This is a genomic window from Campylobacter sp. (assembly GCF_017646085.1).
Taxonomy (GTDB): domain Bacteria; phylum Campylobacterota; class Campylobacteria; order Campylobacterales; family Campylobacteraceae; genus Campylobacter.
On sequence record NZ_JAGCNF010000150.1, the window covers coordinates 16119 to 37152 of the forward strand.

The following is a 21034-nucleotide window of genomic DNA, read 5'->3' on the forward strand; positions in this document are numbered from 1 at the left end:
TAAATGCGAGCTGAGATTTTGCTATATTATTTTTGCACAGGGCTTACTTTGTGCATACTTTATGCTACTCAGCCTATTGGACCAATTTTTGAAAATGAGCTTGGTATTTCAAAAACCCAAGCCGCACTATTTACTACTGCAATTATGACTCCGCTGGCATTTGCTGGAATTTTTTATGGATATCTACTTGAAAAAATTCCAATCAAAAATATATTAGTTATAGCTTTTTTACTCCTTGGGATTAGTGAAATTGTTTTTAGTTTTATAGATTCATATTTTTGGCTTTTAAATATCCGTGGATTTCAAGGTCTTTTAATTCCAGCAGTACTAACTGGAATTATGAGTTATATAAGTCAAATTTCATCAAAAGATAGCGTTGCAAGCGCTATAGGTGCGTATATTGGCGTTACTATAATTGGCGGATTTATGGGGCGAGCGTTAAGTGGATTTTTTACAGATATATTTGGCTGGAGACCATTTTTCTTTATTATTGGCTGCGTTGCTATTTTTGCTTCAATTTTACTACTTAAATTTAGCCAAAATATTAAAGCTAGTTATCTAAAACCACGATTAATAGATATAATCCATACTCTAAAGCTTCGTCATAATCTTTATATATTTTTAATGATTTTTGGGATATTTTTTACATTTCAAGCGATGCTTAACTTTATCCCATTTGAACTAGCCAGAATTGATGAAAACTATAACTCATCAAAGGCTGGAATGCTATATATTGGCTATTTAGTTGGTGTTTTAGTTGCATTTAATACTAAAAAAATTACAGCCCTATTTCGCAGTCCAATAACTGCTATAATAGCTGGAATTATAACCCTTATCATTGCTATTCAAATTTTTAGGATCGAGAGTTTTGGGCTTATTTTTGTAGCAATGGTAATTTTTTGCCTTGGAAATTTCATAGCCCACTCTATTGCTAGTGGATTTGTAAATAAGATGGCTACAACGCATAAAGGAATCTCAAATGGTCTTTATGTGAGCTTTTACTATTTTGGCGGAGCGCTTGGTAGCTTTATCCCTGGACTTATTTATATGCCTTTTGGCTGGAATGCCTTTTTATGGCTTCTTAGCATTATTGCTTTTATTTCGCTAATTTTTATAACGGCTATACATGATCTCAAAGCTTAATATTTTATGGCTTTTTGGTGCTATGGGGTTAAATTTAGCCCTTTTGCTATTTAGTATTAGCGGATTAAGCATTAGTTTTTATGAAGCACAAATTTATTATAGCAACTCAAATTTAGGTTTTATATTACGCTATATTAGCTCTATTTTTGGCGATAGTGAGATAGTAATCCGTGGTCTATTTTTAACACTTCATATTGCAAATTCACTACTAATATACATCATTTCTCTAAGAATCCTAAAACGCCAAAGCGACTGCGTGATAGCTGCAATTTTATATATGTTTTTACCTGGCGTACTAGTTAGCGCCCTAATAATCAATCAAGCTGGTATTGCAATATTTATTACGCTTATTGTAGTATTTTTACAGCAACGACAAATGTATATCTTAATGAGCTTAATACTGGCTTTGAGTCTATTTTTTAGCAAACCATTCATCGCACTTTATCTGGCTATTATGCTATTTGGACTTTTTAGTAGAGATAAAAAATTTGCCATAATTGGCGCATTTTTTTGCATAGCGTGGTACTATTTAAATGGTTTAGAATCTAGCGGAAAACCACGTGGATATTTCCTAGACTCAATAGCTGTATTTGCTGCGGTATTTTCACCATTGCTTTTTATATACTTTATATATACGATTTATAGGATTTGCATTAAAGAAATTAAGAGTTTTTTATGGTTTATTGGCTTAACTGCCCTTGGCGTATGCTTGCTTCTTTCTATGCGTCAACGTGTAGAATTAGAATTATTTTTACCATTTTGTGTGATTTTAGTACCAGCAATGGTAAGAACATTTTTTAGTTCATATAGATCACGCTTACCACGTTTTAGAGTACTTTATAAGTTGATTTGTATAATTGTTTTAATTACATTAGCACTAAATAGTTTAGCTATTATTTTTCATCAATATTTATATATTTTTTTAGATAATCCCAAAAATCACTTTGCCTATAAATACGATATTGCAAAAGAGTTAGCAAAAGCTCTAAAAGATCGCCAAATTACTACTATTTCAACCAACCCAAATCTAGCTCTAAGGCTAAAATTTTACGGCATTTCAATGGGTGGTAACTACTATTTAGATACTACTTATAAAAAATCATGCGAACAAATACAAATATATAAATTTAATAAATCCATAGCCAAATTTTATCTATGCAAAAAATAAAAGCTTTTAGCCTATTTGAATTAGTAATTGTAATGGTTGTGATTGGTGTTTTACTCTCAATCACAGCTATAAATTTCAAAAATGATGACCTAGCACGAGCAGCAAATCAAGTTGCTAGTCATATAAGATATACGCAGTTTTTAGCACTCACAGATGATAAATTTAACCCAGAAGATCAAAATTGGGCTAAATCTAGATGGCAAATTTACTTTACAAAAACAGTTGCTGGTAAAAAAGTATTATATTATTCAATCTTTAGCGATAGTGGCGGATATAGTGGAAGTCCAGATGGAAAAGAAATTGCTAAAAATCCGCTAAATCCAGCTAAGGTTTTATCAGTCTCACACGCTGGAATCTCTACCATTAATCCAACTGATGAGCTAGATTTGATGGAAAAATTTAACCTAAATGATGTAGAGCTTTTAGGTGGATGTTCTCAAAGTGGCTCAACTAGAATTAGCTTTGATAATCTTGGACGACCATTTAAAGGTAATCCAAAAAGTGCTGATAACTCCACGCATAATCTAATTACCTCTACATGCCAAATTCGCCTAACTCACCAAAATGGAAACTGTATATATATAAATCTTGAGCCAATCACTGGATTAATTAGCATTAATAAGCCACAAATCCAGTGTAAAAGCAATTAAAATAAATTTATATAAAACTTGGTGCATCATTACTAAATAAAATTAAATCCCCGCTTATAGTATTTTGCGCTAAAAATTCACTCATCTTAGATTTGTCAAATAGACGCACCACTTTGGGCCTAGTTAAATCCAAAACCAGCTCAGACTCATTTAATGCACTTGTTATTACTACAATATCAAAGACTTCGTTTATTACCTTTGAAAGCTTGCGATTTACTCCACTTCCACCCTCAACAATCCCTGGTGTTAGCAAGATTTTACGCCCCTTAAATTCACTCACCAATCTATAGCTTGCTATCATTCCTTGTAAATTTCCATTAAAACTATCATCGATTATAATCTTGCCACCAGCATCAATTCTTTGAAGCCTATGTTCTACACTCTTTATATTATCTAAGCTCAAATTTTTAACCCCAACAGCACTAGCTGCCAATAATGCAGCCCCAAGGTTATAACTATTAAATTCGCCAAGTACTTTAGCACTAAAATGGCTCTTTTGATCATTTAATTTCATATCAAACTCAACCCCATCAAGACTACTTTTGACCTCGCTAATTAGCTCATCATAAATTACTGCTTTGCCTTGTAAATTTGTAGAACTATGAGCTATACAAGTAGCTAGACGGTTTGAATTTAATGCTTCAAGCTTAGCAGCTCTTACTTCATCAAGCGAGCCAAAATACTCTAAATGTGCCCCACCAATCTGCCCAATCACCACAATCTGAGGATTTATAAATTTAACAATCTCATCAATATCACCACGCAACCTAGCCCCAGCCTCAACAATATAAATCTGGCAATCACTTGGTAAATTTTCATTAATATCACGAATAATTCCAAGCAATGTATTTACACTCCGTGGAGTTTTATGAGTTTTTAACTCCTTGCTAGCTATATCATAGATAAAGTTTTTAATGCTTGTTTTACCAAAACTTGCCGTTACTAAAATAATTTTTAAATCACTCATTGAATTTAGCTTTGTCTTAGCGCTTTTTTTGTATCTAATAGCTATAATTTTTTCACTCAAACCGCTTAAAATCAATGAAAAAATAATACTAAAAATTATATGATAAATAGCATTTTGGCTATATGGGCAAAGAGCAAATAATACAAATCCAGCAATCAAAAAAGCAAAATACCGCTTCACTCTAGCAGTCACTACAACCCTCTTATCCAATCGATACGCCCACAAAGCCAAAGAGCTTATATAGATTACTGCTAAGCAAATTTGATAGATATAATGCCAGCAAAACGCCATTATAAATAGCGGTAAAACGATAAAATATATATGCCACATCGGTTTAGTATAGTGAAAAATTACTCTCTTAATTTTATAACTAAACCACTGCAAAGCGCTAATTAAATAGTATCCAAGCGCCATAGTAAAACCAAATTTAGCAATAGTTGAGATTACCAATTCTATAATCATTATTGATCCTTTATAGTAGTTTCAGTTATGATTTTAGCAATGTATTTACTATGCTGCAAGAAAAAGAAATGATCGCCATCAAGTGAATAAAATTGACTATTTTTTATTAATTTAGCTATAGTCTCTCCACTACTAAGCGGCGTAGCATCATCGCTAATCCCCCAAAAAATAAGTGCGTTACTGTTTAGATTAGCAAAAATATCGCTAAAATCTTCATCTACGACATTTTTAAGCGTCTCGTACATTATTTTACTCATTCCGCTTATATCCTTGGTAGCAAAAATCCGCCAAAATCTTCCCAATCCAATACTCTTTAAAATCTTAAAAATAGCAATTTTTGCTCTCACGCTAAAGCGTTTTTGTTTAATTATTCCAGCACTACTAAGCAAAATCAAATATCTTGGATTTAACAGCGCTGCTACCTTTCCACCAAAGCTATGACCCATAACTATCTCAAACTCAATTCCTAAACTACGAATAAATTTACTCACGATATTAGCATAATCATTAGTACAAAGCGGCACTTCTAAAGTACTACTAAGCCCAAATCCAGGTAGATCTAAATATACGCAGTTAAATTGATTTAAATATTTACTAAATGCGCTTTTCATCAGCTCTTTATTTGCTCCCCAGCCATGTAAAATCAGTATATTTTTAACTTCATTTTGCCCTATTATTTCATAGCTTAGAGAATATTTTAATCCATTATATTCTATCTCTTTTATCGCCATTTTAGCTCTCTTTTTTTCTATTATAAATTGCTTCTAGCAGCGTTACGGCCTCGCTTAGACGCTCATACTCTTCCATATTTATCATCACCGCTTCAAAGCGGTTATTTTTGACTATGAAGGCACGCTTTTTTTTAGCCTGTGAGATATCGTTTAAAATCGAGCTAAAATTTCGCACCATCTGTGTGGCAGTATAAATTTCATCTTTGCTAAACTTTGCCATCGATGCCCCTTTATGTAGAATTATACATAAAATTATACATAAATTTAACTTTAGCAGTGATGAATTAAGCAGTTAGAGCCTTAGATCAAGGCTCTAAAATTAGGCTAATTTACCCTTATTACTAGTAATCGAGTGAATATATTTATAATCAATTGGGATTTTTTTCTCTACTTTTATATTGCTTGCAAGTCTAGCTAAAGATGCGCTAAAGTCGCTAAATAAATAGTTAGCCAAACTGCCTGGATTTGGGTTAATCTCATTTAAATAAACCTCATCGCCAATAACAAAAAAATCACATCTAATAAGCGCTCCATCAAATCCACCGCCAACATAAATCTTGCTAAAGGCTTCTTTGATCTTATCTTTTAGCTCTTTACTAATATCAGCCTCATTTGAGCTTGAGCTTGCAAAGCTCATATATTTTTGCTCAAAATCTAACATTTTGCCTTTTTTAGGCTCTTCGATAATAGATAGCTCGAGATTTTGCCCTACTCTAAATCCGGCTAAATTAAACTCCCTAACTCCATCTATAAACGGCTCAACTAAAATCTCACTATCAAATTCAAATCCAACATCTAATGCATAATCAAGCTCTTTTTCATTGCTTACAACACTGACACCAATACTACTGCCAAGATGGGAAGGTTTTAGAATGTATGGCAATGGCAAATTTGGCTTTTGATCCCTATTAATCACCTCATATTCTAATGTTTTAACTCCGCATTTTAGTGCTAATAATTTAGTCAAAACCTTTGAGTAGCTCATTACACTTGCCTCAAGTCGTGGGCCAATAAATTTAAGTGAGTAAAACTCAAACATTCCAGCTATTTTACCATCTTCGCCATCACAACCATGGATTAAATTTATATAACAATCTACGCCAATTTCTTTAACTCCAAATATTCCGTGAGTTACAAATCCACCATGTCTTAGATAGAGTTTTTTACACTTTTTATATTTTTGAGAGCTAAAAAAATTTGCTCTCATATCACTTGGATTGATTAGATAAAATTCTCTATTAGCATCAACAAATATAAATTGTAAATCTGCCTTTAGCGCTTTTTTGATTGCTACAGCAGAGACAATGCTAATCTCATGCTCCCAGCTTGACCCACCAAAAACTATACCATAATTCATCACTATCCTTTAAGCTAATATTTTAAGCGCCTCTTTAATCAAAGAGGCCGTATCATTGCTAGTACATTTAGCTAATGCAGCACTTATTTTATCACGCTTAAAGCCTAAACTCTCTAGCGCCATAAAGGCCTCGCTACTACTACTGCTAGCACTACTTATCTCACCTAGTTTAGCATCGCTTAGCTGAGCTATTAATGTTCTAGCAGTTTTTGGACCAATCCCTGGAACTCGCTTTAGCACAGCATCATCCCCATTTATAACAGCAGCACTAAATTCATCAGGGTTAAGGGATGAACAAACCGCCATCGCAGTAGAAGCACCAATACCATTAACTTTTAAAAGTAGTTCAAATATTCTTTGTTCACTCTCTTTTAAAAATCCATATAATAAATTTGCATCTTCTCTAATAATCTGCGTAATATATAACTCTATATTTTGCCCCTTTTGCAAAGCTGCACTAGTAAATAAAGATATATTTACTCCATATGTGATTCCAGCACACTTTATCCAAAGCTGAGTTGGTTCTTTTTTTGTGATTAAACCTTCGATTGCCTTTATCATATCTCGTTTGACCTTTTTATCTCATATCCATTCACGCCAGCTTTAAGAGTCATTACTCTAATAATCTCATTCTCTTTAGTGCTGTAGTTTATATCAATTGGCGGTTCAATAAGTTTAAATTTAATCTCATTTAGCTCAGTCCAGCGATCCCTATTTATAATTTTAGCATTAAAGATTATACTCTCCATACTTACTAATTCATCTTTTAATGTTGCTAATTCTGATTGCTTAGAATTTATGCTTTTTAAAATTTGATTATACTCAGCTACTAATCCTTGAAAATCTTTTAATTTTTTCAAAAATGCAGCTGGCGGAGTAGTACCTTCTTGTCTCATTTGCATAAGGCGCTCTTTTATCATATTGATAGAATTTTTATTACTATCGATTATATTTCTTTTAAATTCAAGCTCTTTTGGAAGTGCTTTTAATTCATCTTCTAAAACTTTCATTCTTGCGCTATGAGCGGTTATATCCCCATTTGCATTTAGCACATTCTTAACATCAACAATAAATCTATTATTATCACCTTTTAACTCTTCAAGACTAATCAATGCTGAAGCTTTTAGCGTTGAGTTTGAGTGCAAAGTCTGTATATATATCTCATCAGCTTCTATATCACCACCTAAAACACGATTTAGATGAACTACCTTGGCTCGCACTTTGCCACCTTCTAATCTATCTATGCGAGCCTCGTCGCACTCTAAAAATCCCATATGTAGCGAGATATTTGCATTTTGCGCATATATCTTTGATTGAGCGTGAGTATTACCCTCAATTACTACGGTTTTAGCCTTTATAACCGCATCAGGGCCTACATTTCCACTAGCTCTTACTTCAGTAGTTTCAACCTTCATTCCAGCGCCAATAGCATCTTTTAAGTAATTGCTCTCCTTGACATTTATCTTTACATCAGATGCCAAATCAGTAGTAATCGAACCGGTTGATTTTAAATTTATCGAATTTACATCTAATTCTTCTTTAATATCAAATTTATTATTCTCTTCACTTACATAACCGCTTTTTAAAGCGATATATTTGATACAATCTACAATCTCATCTACTTTAATATTTGGCCCAACGGTTATTTGAACCTCTTGGGTAGTTTTTGGATCATCAACTGGAATTACTTGGCCTCTTAGATTTTTACCATGTTTGCCACGTATTGGTTTTAGGTATTCCATTATCAAATCACCTTCTAAAACACCATGTAAAAATCCCCTATCTATATCTCTTCTGCCTTTGGTCTTCTCATCACCAGTATCTTCTTTGCCATCATTTTTATAGTATTGAATGAGCTTATCATCTGTAGATGGCTCTGGTTCTACCCCAGTAGCAATTACTATAGTTTCAGATTTATCTATTATCTCTTTAATTCTTAGGATTGAGGTTAATTTGGATATTTTTTTTCTAAAACCATGATCTCTAATACCGATTAAAAATCCAGCCTTTAGCATCTTTTTATATATTGCATTTACTAGTTCTTTTTCAAATGTTGGCGTATACTTTGCTAATGTATCTTCTTTTATCGTGACAGCGACCTTGGTACCAGTTCGATTGGCTCCTAGACTAATTTTAGGTAGGTGAGCCCTGCTCTCTTTTCTAATATCGTAAAATTTAACCTTATAAGATTGAATGATAAATAACTTCTCATCGACAAAAAATGCATCATCATCAAATATACTCATATCAGTAGCTAAAGCCATATCGCTTTGTGGGTTATTTTTATAGCTGGTATAAATCTCTAAAATATCAAAATCTAAATATTCTGGTGGTACTCCCATACTTCTAGAAACGGCATTAAAATCATCAAAAGGGTTCTTGCTATCTTCTACCATCTATAAAACCTTGTGAATTACTTTTTTAAATTTAGCAATTATAGCTAAAAAAGATAAAACGGCTTTTAAGCCTAAATATATTATACTTTTAAAATCTAATTTTTGGAGTGTAATTTGAAACAAAAGCTAATTTTAATCGGTGCGTCCACTGGTGGTCCAGGTCATCTAAAAAAGCTTCTAACTGGTATTACTTTGCCATCATATGCCTCCATTATTATCGCTCAACATATGAGTAAAAATTTCGTTGGCTCTTTTGCTAATAGGCTTAGCCAAGAGCTAAACTCAGAAGTTGAGTTGCTAAATAATAAAGTAACACTAAAAAACAAAATCTATATCTGCGAGCAAAATAGCATTATTTTAAATTCTCAAATCCCAACTGCAAATATTGATCAAAGTGGAATTGCTACTACATATAATCCAAATGTAAATATGTTATTTAAATCGGCTGTACCGATTTGCAAAGTAATCGATGTAATGGGAATACTGCTAACTGGCATTGGCGATGATGGTGCTAGTGGATTAAATGAACTATATAAAGCTGGTGCAAAATGTATAGCAGAAAATGAGCAATCAGCTATAGTCTATGGAATGCCTAGGCGTGCTAAAGATATAAATCCAAATTTAGAAATTGCCAATTTAGATATGATTAGAACAAATTTGCAAAGGTTTATCATATGAGCGACTTTGAATGCAGTATTAATGATCTTTTAGAATTTATCGAGCTAACTAAAAAATATAGCGGCAATGATTTAATAAGCAAAAAAGAGATTGTAAAAAATAAAATAGCTCATTTTGCCAAACATAAAGAGATAGATAGTATGCATACCTTGTGCGGCAAATTTCAGTATGATAAGATCTTTAGGCAAGAACTTTTAAATTTAATAACCATAAATGAGACATATTTTATGCGTGAGCTAAACCAGCTAAACTCAGCTATGCAATACGCCAATACTCTAAGCATAAGTGGTAATACAGTTAAAATTTTATGCGCTCCATGTAGTAGCGGAGAAGAGGTGTATTCGCTTGGAATTTTAGCTAAAACCATTGGAATTGATAAATACCGCCTAAAAATCACTGGAATTGATATAAACTCTGATATGATTCAAAAATGCAAAGAGGGAATTTATAACGAACGATCAGTTAAAAATATTAGGCAATCTCAAAAAGAGATATATTTTAAAAAAGTCAATTCTGATTATAAAATTAAACAAGAACTAATGCCAATGATTGAATTTAAAACTATAAATATATTTAATGATTCACTCTTTGCACTTGGGCAGTTTGATATTATTTTATCTAGAAATATGATGATATATTTTGATGAGAATTACCGACTTTTGACCATTGAGAGATTTGCTAAAATTTTAAAGCCATATGGGCGAATTTACTTTGGTAGTGCTGATTTGGTACCATACTGCGATCTATATAGCAAAATAATAGACCTATCAGGTACCTATTATGAAAAAGTATAACGCCTATATATGATAAAATAATATAAAGCACCAAATAAAAATATAACTGCCATTAAAAAGGTAATCATCGCTAAACTCACCCCACTTTCATAAAGCACCCCAATCATAAAGGATATGGTAGCAGATACCAAATAATATATCATATCCTTATAGGCTATTACTCTACCATAAAATCTCTTATCGCAGCTATTTTGTAACATTGTAAAAGTATATGACCATAATGTAGAGGTGCAAAATCCAGCCGCTACCAGTCCAATTAACCCCAAATAATAATCAAACTGCAACACAGCCCACAACCCAATACCTAAAAATTCCCCAATAAATAACCATATCAGTGTTTTATTATTTATAAATTTGCTCAAAATCATAGGCCCAACTACTAAAGAAATCGCCCGAGTCATATTCATAAAACCAATTATAAGAGAAATACTCATAATCTCTTTATACTGATACTTTGCCATTAATGCAATTAAATTATCATACGCAGTTACCCCAACAAATGAGTGCAAAAATATTATATGCATTAAAACTGGATTTGCTCTTATATACCCTAGCCCCTCTTTCATCATATTAAAAATATTTTGACTAGTTGTTTTAATAACTACTGGTGCTTTAAGCCTACTAATAAGCCCTAATCCCACAATATAAAGTCCAAAATCAAACAAAAATGACGCCTTTATCCCAAAATAGTGGATAAAAATCCCAGCCAATCCCATCCCAGCAGTATATGAGACCGCCCAAATGATAGAATGAATCTCATTGGCTAATTTTAAATTTTTTTTAGTCATCAAATTTGGCAGTAGACTCATCTCAGTTTGAAAATAGACAACCCCAACACCCATCCGTACAAAAATAATAATAAAAAGCAACCAAAGCAACGAAATATCATCTATAAAAATCAGCATAAAAACAGTAATAATCTCTATAAAAAGCATAAGCATCATTAATTTTTTAGGGCTAAATTTATCCACAATGACGCCATTTATTGGTGCTAGTAATACATTTGGGATAAATGCCATCGCAGCAGCTAAAGTAATAGCCCACACAGGTGCATCAAGCTCAATAAGCAAAGCAAAAATCCCTGTATGAGAAAACCACATACCAAAATAACATATAAACTGCACTGAGCTTAGTACTCTTAAATTTGGCTTATATCGAAGTAAAATATAATATTTTTTCAATTATCAACCTTGTTTTTATTATTTAACTACTTTAATTTAAAGCGCAATAATACATATTTACAAATAAAAAAATAATAAAATAAAGTTTCATTTTTGAACTAAACTTTAAAAAAATTTTCATTTTAAATGAAATATTTACTAAAAATTTTATAGAATACAAAGAAAAACTTTAAAGGAATAAAAATGAAAAAAATTTTAGTAACTAGTGCTTTAGTAGCTGGAATATTTTTTAGTGGATGTACTACAAGTTTAACTCAAGCATATAGTGATACAGTAAATAGCATTAATGAGACAGCAAGAGAAATCAATGCTAAGAATGAAGAAAAGAGAAATAAAAATAATAAAAGTACAAATACAAATAATAAGTATGAAGCATTAAGCGAAGATGGAGATACTAGATTTGGAACAGTGTATTAATATTTTATAGCTTACACTAAAATCATCTCCCCAAGTAAATCTCTTTATTTTTAACTTCATTTTCTCTTACTTTAGATTTAGAGTAAGAGAAGTTTTGATTTTCTTTAATTACGCTCTCTTTACAATTTTAATAAGCTTGAATTTTGCCAGTTTTTGATACAATACACTATAAAAATTTTAAGGAAATTATGTGAGTAGATTAAGTGTTGATGAGGCTCTAGACCTTATCAAAAATGGAGATTTAAGGGAGCTTGGAGAGTTAGCAAGTGCTAAAAAGTTGCAGTTGCACCCTGAAAAAATTACAACATTCATTGTCGATAGAAATATTAACTACACCAATACCTGCTGGGTTGATTGTAAATTTTGTGCCTTTTATAAACATGTTAATGAAGAAGATGCTTATCTACTAAGCTTTGATGAAATCGATCGCAAAATAGATGAGTTAATTGCAATTGGTGGGACTCAAATTTTATTTCAAGGTGGCGTCCATCCAAAATTAAAAATACAATGGTATGAAGAGCTAGTCTCTCACATTGCTACAAAATATCCAAATATTGATATTCACGGTTTCTCAGCTGTAGAGATAGATTATATCGCAAGAGTCTCTAAAATTTCAATTCCAGAGGTTCTTTTAAGATTAAAAAATGCTGGATTATACAGTATTCCAGGAGCTGGAGCTGAAATTTTAAGCGATAGAGTTCGTGATATCATTTCACCTAAAAAATGCTCTAGCAGCACCTGGCTAGAGGTACATAAAGAGGCTCATAAAATTGGTCTAAAAAGCACAGCAACAATGATGTTTGGTACAGTTGAGAGCGATGAAGAGATTGTAGAACATCTAGATAAAATCCGTACTCTTCAAGATGAGACTGGCGGCTTTAGAGCGTTTATTTTATGGAGTTTTCAATCGGCCAATACTAGGCTCATTGCCGAGCATCCACACATCAAAAAGCAATCACCAAATAGGTATCTACGCCTACTAGCTGTATCACGACTATTTTTAGATAACTTTAAAAATATTCAAAGTAGCTGGGTTACACAAGGCTCATATATAGGACAATTAGCCCTTAAATTTGGCGCAAATGATCTTGGTAGTACAATGATGGAAGAAAATGTTGTAAAAGCAGCAGGTGCTAGCTACAGAATGAGTCAAGCCCAAATGATCGAGCTTATCAAAGATATTGGCGAATTTCCAGCTAAACGAAATACAAATTATGATATTTTGGAGAGATTTTAATCTCTTCTTTTTATTACCCATAAATTTAAAAGATTTTAAAATATTGCAACACTATAAATAAAGCTTTTATCGCTACATTTTATAATCTCTCCAAAAGCTCCTAAACTCTCATCGCTAGCCATATCAAGTGCATAAAATCCTAAATTTAAAAGCTTTATCCTAGCCTCTTTTAATGTCCAAATTTTATAAAATTCAATCAGTTGATTTTTAGAGTTAGCAACCCTTAATCTTTGTTCCTTACTAAAACAAAAATCTATATGGGCGCTAAAATTTCTATCTTTTATAAACTCCAAATCCACCCCTACCCTAGCAGTACTAATAGCCAAAATAGCACAATTATCGCTATGGCTTAATGAGGTATAAAGTGGTATATTTTTAATATTTTGATAGTTTTTTTCAAAATAAATTTTTAAAGACCTAGAGATTTTAAATTGACTATTTTGAGCCAAATTTGGACTATTTTTAAGCTTTATTTTATCATTTAGACTCAAATCATCATAACTATAATTATCAAATTTATCACTAAAAAGTAGTAAAATTTCCCCATCTTTTAATTCAAAATTATCCAAATTTAGCAAATCAAATCGCTCAAATTTATCTAAAACAAATTTAAGATACCAGATTTTCATTACTTAATTTTGCTATTATAGGTAGCATACAAAAGAGCAAAATATGCTAACAAAAACATACATAAAGCCGTACTAACTCCAAAACTAAACACTGCATAAGTAGCACTAAATCCAAGCATTCCAAAAGATATAATACTAGTTAAGCTAGCCAAAATAATGCCAAAATATCTCTCACGCAAAGCCAAATTTAAATTACTAGCAAATAGCACATAATCCACCCCAATAGTACTAGCTAAAATAAATCCAAAAATGGTAAAAATATTAAAACTAACCCCGGCTAAAAGCATTATAGCAACACCTATAAATGTCCCAAACAATATAATCCCAACCATCACGCACGCCCTAGCAAAGCTAAAAAAGAATAAAAATATCCCAAAAGCGCATACATAAGCTAGAAGTTTTAAATATATTGCATACTCTTTTGCTATGGTAAAATTATTACTAATGCTTTGTGTAAGATTAAAATAACTAGCATTATATTTTTGCAAAATCAAATCAAATTCATCGCTAAATCCAACATCAGAACCGATAAAAATTAAATTCGTATCACTATCGTAAATAAATGGCTCAAGCGGGTTATTTTGATCAAATTGAGAATTAAACTCATCAAAATTTATGGGGCTAAATTGAGATATATTTTCTAATGAGTTTTTCACTAAATTTAAATCAATTCCAAGCTCCTTATAAGCTTTTAAAATCTGCTCATTTTTAGCATAATTTTTCAAAGCTAGTTTTAGCTTTATTTGCTCATTTTGACTTAATAAAATCTTGCTAGCACCTTGATAATTTGTAATATTTAACTCGCTTAAAAGCTTTATTTCTTTTGCTATTTTATCATCATTTGGGCTAAAATTTAATGCTATAAAGCTACTTTGAAATGGATTTTGGCTAATTTGTAAAAACTTCTTACTTTGAGCTAATAGCTCATCATTTAGCGATGAGTAGTTTCTAATATCATCTTTAAAATCTATACTTGGTAAAATATAGATAAAAAATATAATCACACCAAAGACAAATATTGCCATAAAAAATATCAATATTCTTTTAAATTGCAAGATATAAAAGTTAAATTTTATAAACCCATCAAGCGCTAAATCAAAAATTTTATAGCTTTTAAATTTGCTATTTTCTAAGATATATGGTAGTAAAAAATATGTAGCTATAAACGCACCTACAAGACTAAAAATAGATATAACAGCTATCTGTTTTAAAAAACCAATTGGAGCTAAAATAAATAGAGCATAGCCTAAAATTGTGATGAATAATCCAATTAAAAATATCTTTAAAAATCGCCTTATATCATCTTTTTTAATAGCACGACCTTGCACATATCCTAAAAAATGCATCGCAAAATCTAGTATAAGCCCAATTAAACTAATACTAATAATAATACTAAAAAGTGTTATCTCATCAAATATTAAAAATGCTCCACTAAGCCCACATAAAAAGCTAAAAATAATGACAATAATAAGCTTAAATATACTATAACTACCAAATGCCAAAATCAACAAAATTCCAATCATTACCAAAGAGAGACTACCCATTATAATACTCTCTTTATTGCCCTCATCTTTAGCAAATCCAGCAAAAATCTCACTTCCAATAATGAGCAATTCATCCCCATTTTTTTTAGCATTTTCTTTAGCAGTTTTATAAAATTCCAATAGCTTAGAACTACTAAAATTATCACCTAAAACCCCATAAGCAAAGTAATAAATTTGGTTATTATAAGTAGCTTTTAGGCTTTGGGTTTTTAAATCTAGTGTTAAATTACTAGGCATTAAAAGTGTAGAATATGAGTTAAAATTTAAAAAATCATTAGGAATAATTCGGTAGTTAAATGGATTAAATAAATTACTTGCATTAGAGGCAAAAAACTGCTCTGGTTCATATAAAATTTGATTAAAAATTTTCCTATTTATAGTAGCCAAACTAGTATTATTAAGTGCTGTTAAAAATTTCTGATCAATATCATATGTAAGCTTAAATTCGCTAAAAATTTCACTACTACTAAGCTCTTGTAAAAGCTTAAAATTTGAGCTTAAAAACATAATATTTTTAGCATTTTTACTTTGCATACTCTCTAAAATTGCTGATTCATTAGAATCTAAACTAATAAGAGTGTAAATATCACTTTTAACCTTATTAAGCGAACTAAAGATAAATCCAAGCATTAAAAGACTAAAAGTCAAAAATATAATATATATAAGATGTTTTTTCATCTAGTTAAATTTAAATTCATTTATAGTCTTATCGCCATTTGCCTCATCAAAACTCATAATTTCAATATGCTCTTTGCCGCTAATGTTGATTTGATTAAATATCTTTTTTAGCCATATATTTTTTGGTTTTAAATTTAGTTGCCACTGTGCTTTATTGCCACTTAGGGTTATATCAAACTGCTCTTTTATAGAGTCAAAATCAAAACTTAATAGGCTTAAAATTAACTCTTTATCATAGTTTTGTTCTAATTTTTGCCATACATTTTGAGCATTTGCGATCCAAATTCCATCTTTTGTGATTTTAGATTTTTGTTTAATTGGCGATGTTATACTCCATATCAATTCACCATTTGCAATCTCAAACTCACCCCTGCTTTGTAAAACCTGATCAAAGTGCTTTAAATGCTTGTTTTGAATAAATTCACCTTTAGTTGAATTTGAGTGAATTTGTTGTAAATATTCTAAATTAAAAGCATATAAATTTGATAAAAAAATTATAAAAAAAACAGATAAAAATCGCATAAAATACCCTAAATCATTAATGATAATTTGGGAATTCTAGCAAAAATATGTTAATATTAACAATTATGATTTTTAAATTTAGTGATATTTTAGGAGTTTCTATGCGCTGTGTGGATGTTTTAGTTATTGGCGGTGGCCCTAGCGGGAGCATTGTAAGTGCGTTATTAAACAAACAAGGAATTAAGGTTTTATGTGTTGAAAAGGAAAAATTTCCTCGCTTTGTAATAGGCGAGAGTCTATTGCCAAACTGTATGAATATCTTGCGTGAGGCTGGATTTTTAGAAGCAGTTGAAGCATATGGATTTCAGTACAAAAATGGGGCTGCATTTAGCTGGAAAGATGAATATAGATATTTTGATTTTTGTGACAAATCTAGCAATGGCGATGGTACAACATTTCAAGTTCAAAGGGCAGTTTTTGATAAAATTTTAATAGATGAAGCAATAAAGCAAGGCGTTGAAGTATGCTTTGAAACTGCTGTAGAAGATATAAATTTCTTAGATCAATACACAGAAGCAACACTATCAGATGGCCAAAAAATTCAAGCAAAATATATAATAGACGCTAGTGGATACGGTAGAGTTTTACCTCGCAAGCTAAACCTAGAAGTGCCTTCAACTCTATCTCCTAAAAAAGCTTATTTTACACATATTAAAGATAATATTGATGAAATTCTATACGATAGAAAAAAGATTTTAATTACAACCCATCCTGAATTTAGAGATGTTTGGTTTTGGCTAATTCCTTTTTCTAATGGTCGTTGCAGCATTGGAGTAGTAGGCGAAGAATCTAGATTAAATATAAACTCAAGTGACGAAGATACCCTAAAACATCATGTTTATCTAGCCCCGATGTTAAAAAGGCTTTTAGAGAAAGCAGTTTGGGATACGCCTATTAGGACAATTAGCTCATATTCTAAAGATGTTAAGCAACTATATGGTCACAGATATGTGCTTTTAGGCAATGCAAGTGAATTTTTAGACCCAGTATTTAGTTCAGGAGTTACAATTGCTATGGTTTCAGCTAAGCTTGCAAGTCAAGTTGTAACAAAGATATTAAATGGTGATCAAGTTGATATGCAAAAAGAGTATGTAGAACCGCTAATGTTTGGTATCAATACATTTAGGACATATGTTGAGGGTTGGTATAATACTAAATTCCAAGATGTAATCTACGCAAAAGATGAAAATCATAAAGTAAAAAGGCAAATTTGCTCTATTTTAGCAGGGTATGCGTGGGATCATACTAATCCATATGCAACCAGATCCAATGAAGCATTAGAAGTATTGGCTCAAATTTGCAAAAGATAATTTTAATTATACTAGCCTCTATATTTTTAGGCTGCGCTAAGTATCAAGTTCCAAATCTAGATATAACTCAAAAGCGCTTTAGTGTAGATATTGATGGGGCTATTTATTTGCTATATATTTCTAAAAATGATGGGTATTATTTTGCCCTTTTTGACTCTTTTGGTGCACCACAATCTAGTAAAGTGCTAAAAAATGGAACCTTTAAATCTACTAAATTTCTACCTAGAAATAGCTTTTATGATCAGCTATTTATTGAGAGTTTAGATATTTTACAAAAAAATTTAAAGGTCAAAGAATTTATTTTAGATAATAAAAAAATTAGGATGGTAGAAATTTGAGTATATATATTAACGCATATGATGGTATTTGTAGCCTTGGTAACAATAAAAATGAGATAATGCAAAATATTTTTAAATGCAAACCATCAGCTACTAAAAACCAAATTCAATCAAAAGATTTTATGGTTGGTAAAATAGAAAATTTGCAAGATTTTAGTAAAGATGTAAAAGAGATATACAAAACACGAACCAATTTAATTCTTCACCATCTACTACTTAATATGCAAGAGCCTTTAAATGAGCTTTTTGCCAAATTTAGCAAAGATAAAATTGCAGTAATTATCGGTACCACAACAGCTGGTGTGGAAGAGAATTATAAATCTATAAAAAAAGTTGAGTCTGATCTATTTTTTATGCGCAACTCACTAGGTAATCCAAGCGAGTTTATTAAAGATTTTTTAGGATTAAACTCATTAGCCTTTGGCCTCTCATGCGCTTGTACATCTGGAGCAAAGGTCTTTATAGAGGCTGCTAGATTGCTTGAGTCAAATTTATGCGATGCAGTGATATGTGGTGGCGTAGATAGCTTAAATACTCTTACAATATATGGCTTTGATAGTCTAGAAATTCTAAGTCAAAATAATGCATTGCCATTTTCAAATAATAGAGATGGAATCAATATCTCTGAAGGTGCAGCGCTTTTTATACTTAGTAAAGATATAGCAGATATAAAGCTTAAAGGTTTTGCTACTAATAATGATGCCTTTCATATTACCAAACCAAATGAAAACTTCACCGCACAAAAAGATGCTATTATAAGCGCATTAAATATGGCTAATTTAAATACTAGTGATATTGATTATATAAACCTTCATGGTACTGGCACTAACGCTAATGATAAAATGGAGGCAAATTTAATCAATAATATATTTCCTAATACTTCATGTAGCAGCACAAAGGGACTAATGGGGCACACGCTTGGTGCTGCTGGTGCATTAGAAGCTCTAATCTGTGCTGATATTATAAATCAAAGCCTACAAAATAGTCAAAGCCAGCTACCACCGCACCATTATGATGGAATATATGATAAAGAACTACCAGTAATTAATCTAGCTAGGCTAAATACAAATTCAAAAATCAAAAACTGCCTATCAATCTCATTTGCCTTTGGCGGGGACAATAGTGCTATTATTTTAGGAGTATAAATGTATATTCAAGAGCTAATTCCTCATAGCGGAGCGATGGTCTTAGTAGATGATATCGTAGAGAAAAAAGATGATTTTATCAGCGTTAAAACGCTTATTAAGTATGATAATCCATTTTTACAAGATGGGAAATTTCCTACATTTAACACTCTAGAAATTATGGCACAAAGCTTAGTTGTATATCGTGGCTTAAATGATAAAGGCTCAAATACTAGACTTGGATTTTTGCTTGGGGCTAGGAGATTTGAGATTATAAAGCCAAATTTAAATATAGGTGATGAGCTAATTACTAAAACTTATATTTCAGAGGATTTTGATGGGATGGGAGTCTATGAAAGTAGCGTATATGTAGATGACAAATTAGTAGCTAGTGCTAGCATTAGCGTATTTAACCCATCTCAAGAACAACTAGATCAAATTTTAAAGGCAAGTAATGAGTAAAACAGTATTAATAACAGGCTCAAGTCGTGGTATAGGCCTTGGCGTAGCAAGAAGATTAAAACAAAATGGATATGAGATTATTTTACATGGCAAAAGCCAAAGCGATGCACTAAAAAAGGCTCAAGATGAGCTTAATGCAAAGGCTTTAATATTTGATGTAGCAAATACAGATGAGTGCAAAGCAGTACTTGAGGATTATACTAATACTAATCCAGCCCTATGGGGTATAGTTTTAAATGCTGGTATCACTTGCGATAATACCTTTGTAGCTCTTGAAGAAAATGAGTGGAAAAATGTAATTGATGTAAATTTAAATAGCTTTTATAATGTCTTAAAGCCACTTTTAATGCCAATTATAAGACAAAAAGCTGGTAGAATCATAGTAATGAGCTCAGTCTCAGGTATAATTGGCAATAGAGGCCAAAGCAATTATAGTGCTTCAAAAGCTGGATTAATAGGCGCTTCAAAAGCCCTAGCTGTTGAATTAGCAAGCCGTAATATTACAGTTAATGTAGTAGCCCCAGGGCTTATTGATACTGAACTTACAAATGATAAAAATCTCCCTATTGAAGAGATTTTAAAAGCTATACCAGCTAGACGCAGTGGGAGCATAGATGAAGTTAGCGGACTAGTAAATTTTTTATTAAGCAATGAGGCTAGCTATATTACAAGACAAGTTATTGGAGTTAATGGAGGTTTGTGTTGAGAGTATTTATAACAGGATATGGAATCGTAAGCGCCTTTGGTAAGAGCTGGGCTGAGTTTAGGTCTGCTTTATTAAAAAAACAAAATGCAGTTAAATATATGAAAGATTGGGAACAATATAAGGAGCTAACCACATATCTTGGTGCGCCAATTTTAGACTATCATTATCCAAAGGATTGGAGCAGAAAGCAGCTAAGAAGCCTAGGTAGAGTCTCGCAATATAGTGTTGAAGCTGCTGGACTGGCTTTACAAATGGCTGGACTTTATAAAGATGAGAGAATTCAAGATGGTAGAATGGGTGTAGCTAGTGGTTCTAGTACTGGAAGTACAGATGCAGTTATGCAACTTGCAAAGCTTTTATTTATGGGAGAGAGTGATTGTAATGCAAATTCATATATAAAATCAATGCCGCACACTACAGCGGCAAATATAGCTATATTTTATGGCTTAAAAGGTAGAATGATTCCTACATCATCAGCTTGTACTTCGGCTTCACACGCTATAGGTTACTCATATGAGGCTATTAAATATGGCCAAATTC

General features: G+C 31.7%; 23 protein-coding genes. 13 read left to right on the forward strand and 10 right to left on the reverse strand.

The genetic code is table 11. The features are described 5' to 3' along the window. Nucleotides 1-3: 3 nt before the first annotated feature. Genes J6V67_RS07695 through J6V67_RS07705 form a run of 3 tightly spaced genes read left to right on the forward strand, consistent with a single transcriptional unit; the run spans nt 4 to nt 2961 of the window. Nucleotides 4-1143, forward strand: a complete 1140-nt coding sequence (locus tag J6V67_RS07695; protein ID WP_291861065.1) for an MFS transporter — start codon at nt 4-6, stop codon at nt 1141-1143. Beyond that, the gene (locus J6V67_RS07700) at nt 1127-2311 is read left to right on the forward strand and encodes a hypothetical protein (RefSeq protein WP_291861067.1); all 1185 of its coding nucleotides are present in this window, start codon (nt 1127-1129) and stop codon (nt 2309-2311) included. The genes J6V67_RS07695 and J6V67_RS07700 overlap by 17 nt, the downstream gene beginning before the upstream one ends. Continuing rightward, complete coding sequence (locus J6V67_RS07705) at nt 2299-2961, forward strand: type II secretion system protein (RefSeq protein ID WP_291861070.1); 663 nt, start codon at nt 2299-2301, stop codon at nt 2959-2961. Before J6V67_RS07700 ends, J6V67_RS07705 begins: the two co-directional genes overlap by 13 nt. Nucleotides 2962-2968: 7 nt before the next feature. Here J6V67_RS07705 and J6V67_RS07710 read toward each other — a convergent pair whose 3' ends face one another. From J6V67_RS07710 to J6V67_RS07735, 6 genes are all read right to left on the reverse strand, one after another. Next, entirely contained in the window at nt 2969-4390 is a 1422-nt protein-coding gene (locus J6V67_RS07710) for a Mur ligase family protein (protein ID WP_291861074.1), read from the reverse strand. Next, a complete protein-coding gene (locus J6V67_RS07715) occupies nt 4390-5121 on the reverse strand; it encodes an alpha/beta hydrolase (protein ID WP_291861077.1) in 732 nt (243 codons plus the stop codon). The genes J6V67_RS07710 and J6V67_RS07715 overlap by 1 nt, the downstream gene beginning before the upstream one ends. Before the next feature lies 1 nt (nt 5122). Next, nucleotides 5123-5341 (reverse strand): prevent-host-death protein, encoded by a 219-nt coding sequence (locus J6V67_RS07720; protein ID WP_086224296.1) that lies wholly within the window; start codon nt 5339-5341, stop codon nt 5123-5125. A 99-nt stretch (nt 5342-5440) separates the two neighbouring features. Continuing rightward, entirely contained in the window at nt 5441-6478 is a 1038-nt protein-coding gene (locus J6V67_RS07725; RefSeq protein WP_291861081.1) for a D-alanine--D-alanine ligase, read from the reverse strand. Between the two features lie 9 nt (nt 6479-6487). Continuing rightward, nucleotides 6488-7039: a Holliday junction branch migration protein RuvA gene (gene ruvA / locus J6V67_RS07730; RefSeq protein WP_291861084.1), complete on the reverse strand. Its 552-nt coding sequence runs from the start codon at nt 7037-7039 to the stop codon at nt 6488-6490. Continuing rightward, the gene (locus tag J6V67_RS07735) at nt 7036-8874 is read right to left on the reverse strand and encodes a flagellar assembly protein A (RefSeq protein WP_291861087.1); all 1839 of its coding nucleotides are present in this window, start codon (nt 8872-8874) and stop codon (nt 7036-7038) included. Before J6V67_RS07735 ends, ruvA begins: the two co-directional genes overlap by 4 nt. A gap of 114 nt (nt 8875-8988) precedes the next feature. Here J6V67_RS07735 and J6V67_RS07740 point away from each other — a divergent pair, with 114 nt between their 5' ends. Together J6V67_RS07740 and J6V67_RS07745 are read left to right on the forward strand one after the other, a co-directional pair. Continuing rightward, complete coding sequence (locus J6V67_RS07740; protein WP_291861091.1) at nt 8989-9552, forward strand: CheB methylesterase domain-containing protein; 564 nt, start codon at nt 8989-8991, stop codon at nt 9550-9552. Then, a complete protein-coding gene (locus tag J6V67_RS07745) occupies nt 9549-10346 on the forward strand; it encodes a CheR family methyltransferase (RefSeq protein ID WP_291861094.1) in 798 nt (265 codons plus the stop codon). Before J6V67_RS07740 ends, J6V67_RS07745 begins: the two co-directional genes overlap by 4 nt. Here the strand turns inward: J6V67_RS07745 and J6V67_RS07750 are convergent. Continuing rightward, nucleotides 10331-11527: an MFS transporter gene (locus tag J6V67_RS07750; RefSeq protein WP_291861097.1), complete on the reverse strand. Its 1197-nt coding sequence runs from the start codon at nt 11525-11527 to the stop codon at nt 10331-10333. The genes J6V67_RS07745 and J6V67_RS07750 overlap by 16 nt on opposite strands. 183 nt (nt 11528-11710) lie before the next feature. On the opposite strand from J6V67_RS07750, the gene J6V67_RS07755 reads away from it, so the two are divergent. Next, a complete protein-coding gene (locus J6V67_RS07755; protein WP_291861099.1) occupies nt 11711-11944 on the forward strand; it encodes a hypothetical protein in 234 nt (77 codons plus the stop codon). Between the two features lie 190 nt (nt 11945-12134). Beyond that, a complete protein-coding gene (locus tag J6V67_RS07760; protein WP_291861102.1) occupies nt 12135-13181 on the forward strand; it encodes a dehypoxanthine futalosine cyclase in 1047 nt (348 codons plus the stop codon). A 35-nt stretch (nt 13182-13216) separates the two neighbouring features. Here the strand turns inward: J6V67_RS07760 and J6V67_RS07765 are convergent, their stop codons facing one another. From J6V67_RS07765 to J6V67_RS07775, 3 genes are read right to left on the reverse strand one after another with little or no spacing between them, the layout of a single operon-like run. Next, on the reverse strand, nt 13217-13810 hold the full coding sequence (locus J6V67_RS07765; RefSeq protein WP_291861104.1) for a 4'-phosphopantetheinyl transferase superfamily protein: 594 nt from the start codon (nt 13808-13810) through the stop codon (nt 13217-13219). Beyond that, complete coding sequence (locus tag J6V67_RS07770; RefSeq protein WP_291861106.1) at nt 13810-16032, reverse strand: hypothetical protein; 2223 nt, start codon at nt 16030-16032, stop codon at nt 13810-13812. Before J6V67_RS07770 ends, J6V67_RS07765 begins: the two co-directional genes overlap by 1 nt. Further along, nucleotides 16033-16554 carry an outer membrane lipoprotein carrier protein LolA gene (locus J6V67_RS07775; protein WP_291861109.1) on the reverse strand — a complete coding sequence of 174 codons (522 nt, stop codon included), beginning with the start codon at nt 16552-16554 and terminating at the stop codon, nt 16033-16035. It abuts the gene before it with no gap. Between the two features lie 47 nt (nt 16555-16601). Here J6V67_RS07775 and J6V67_RS07780 point away from each other — a divergent pair, with 47 nt between their 5' ends. The 6 genes from J6V67_RS07780 to J6V67_RS07805 form a co-directional block, all read left to right on the forward strand. Beyond that, nucleotides 16602-17864, forward strand: a complete 1263-nt coding sequence (locus J6V67_RS07780) for an NAD(P)/FAD-dependent oxidoreductase (RefSeq protein ID WP_291861112.1) — start codon at nt 16602-16604, stop codon at nt 17862-17864. Next, nucleotides 17852-18202 (forward strand): hypothetical protein, encoded by a 351-nt coding sequence (locus tag J6V67_RS07785; protein WP_291861115.1) that lies wholly within the window; start codon nt 17852-17854, stop codon nt 18200-18202. Before J6V67_RS07780 ends, J6V67_RS07785 begins: the two co-directional genes overlap by 13 nt. After that, complete coding sequence (locus J6V67_RS07790; protein WP_291861118.1) at nt 18199-19347, forward strand: beta-ketoacyl synthase N-terminal-like domain-containing protein; 1149 nt, start codon at nt 18199-18201, stop codon at nt 19345-19347. The genes J6V67_RS07785 and J6V67_RS07790 overlap by 4 nt, the downstream gene beginning before the upstream one ends. Beyond that, entirely contained in the window at nt 19348-19788 is a 441-nt protein-coding gene (locus J6V67_RS07795) for a thioester dehydrase (RefSeq protein WP_291861121.1), read from the forward strand. Further along, entirely contained in the window at nt 19781-20494 is a 714-nt protein-coding gene (gene fabG, locus J6V67_RS07800) for a 3-oxoacyl-ACP reductase FabG (RefSeq protein WP_291861123.1), read from the forward strand. The genes J6V67_RS07795 and fabG overlap by 8 nt, the downstream gene beginning before the upstream one ends. Next, a partial coding sequence (locus J6V67_RS07805) for a beta-ketoacyl synthase N-terminal-like domain-containing protein (protein ID WP_291861125.1) occupies nt 20488-21034 on the forward strand: 547 nt, incomplete at its 3' end. The genes fabG and J6V67_RS07805, both read left to right, overlap by 7 nt.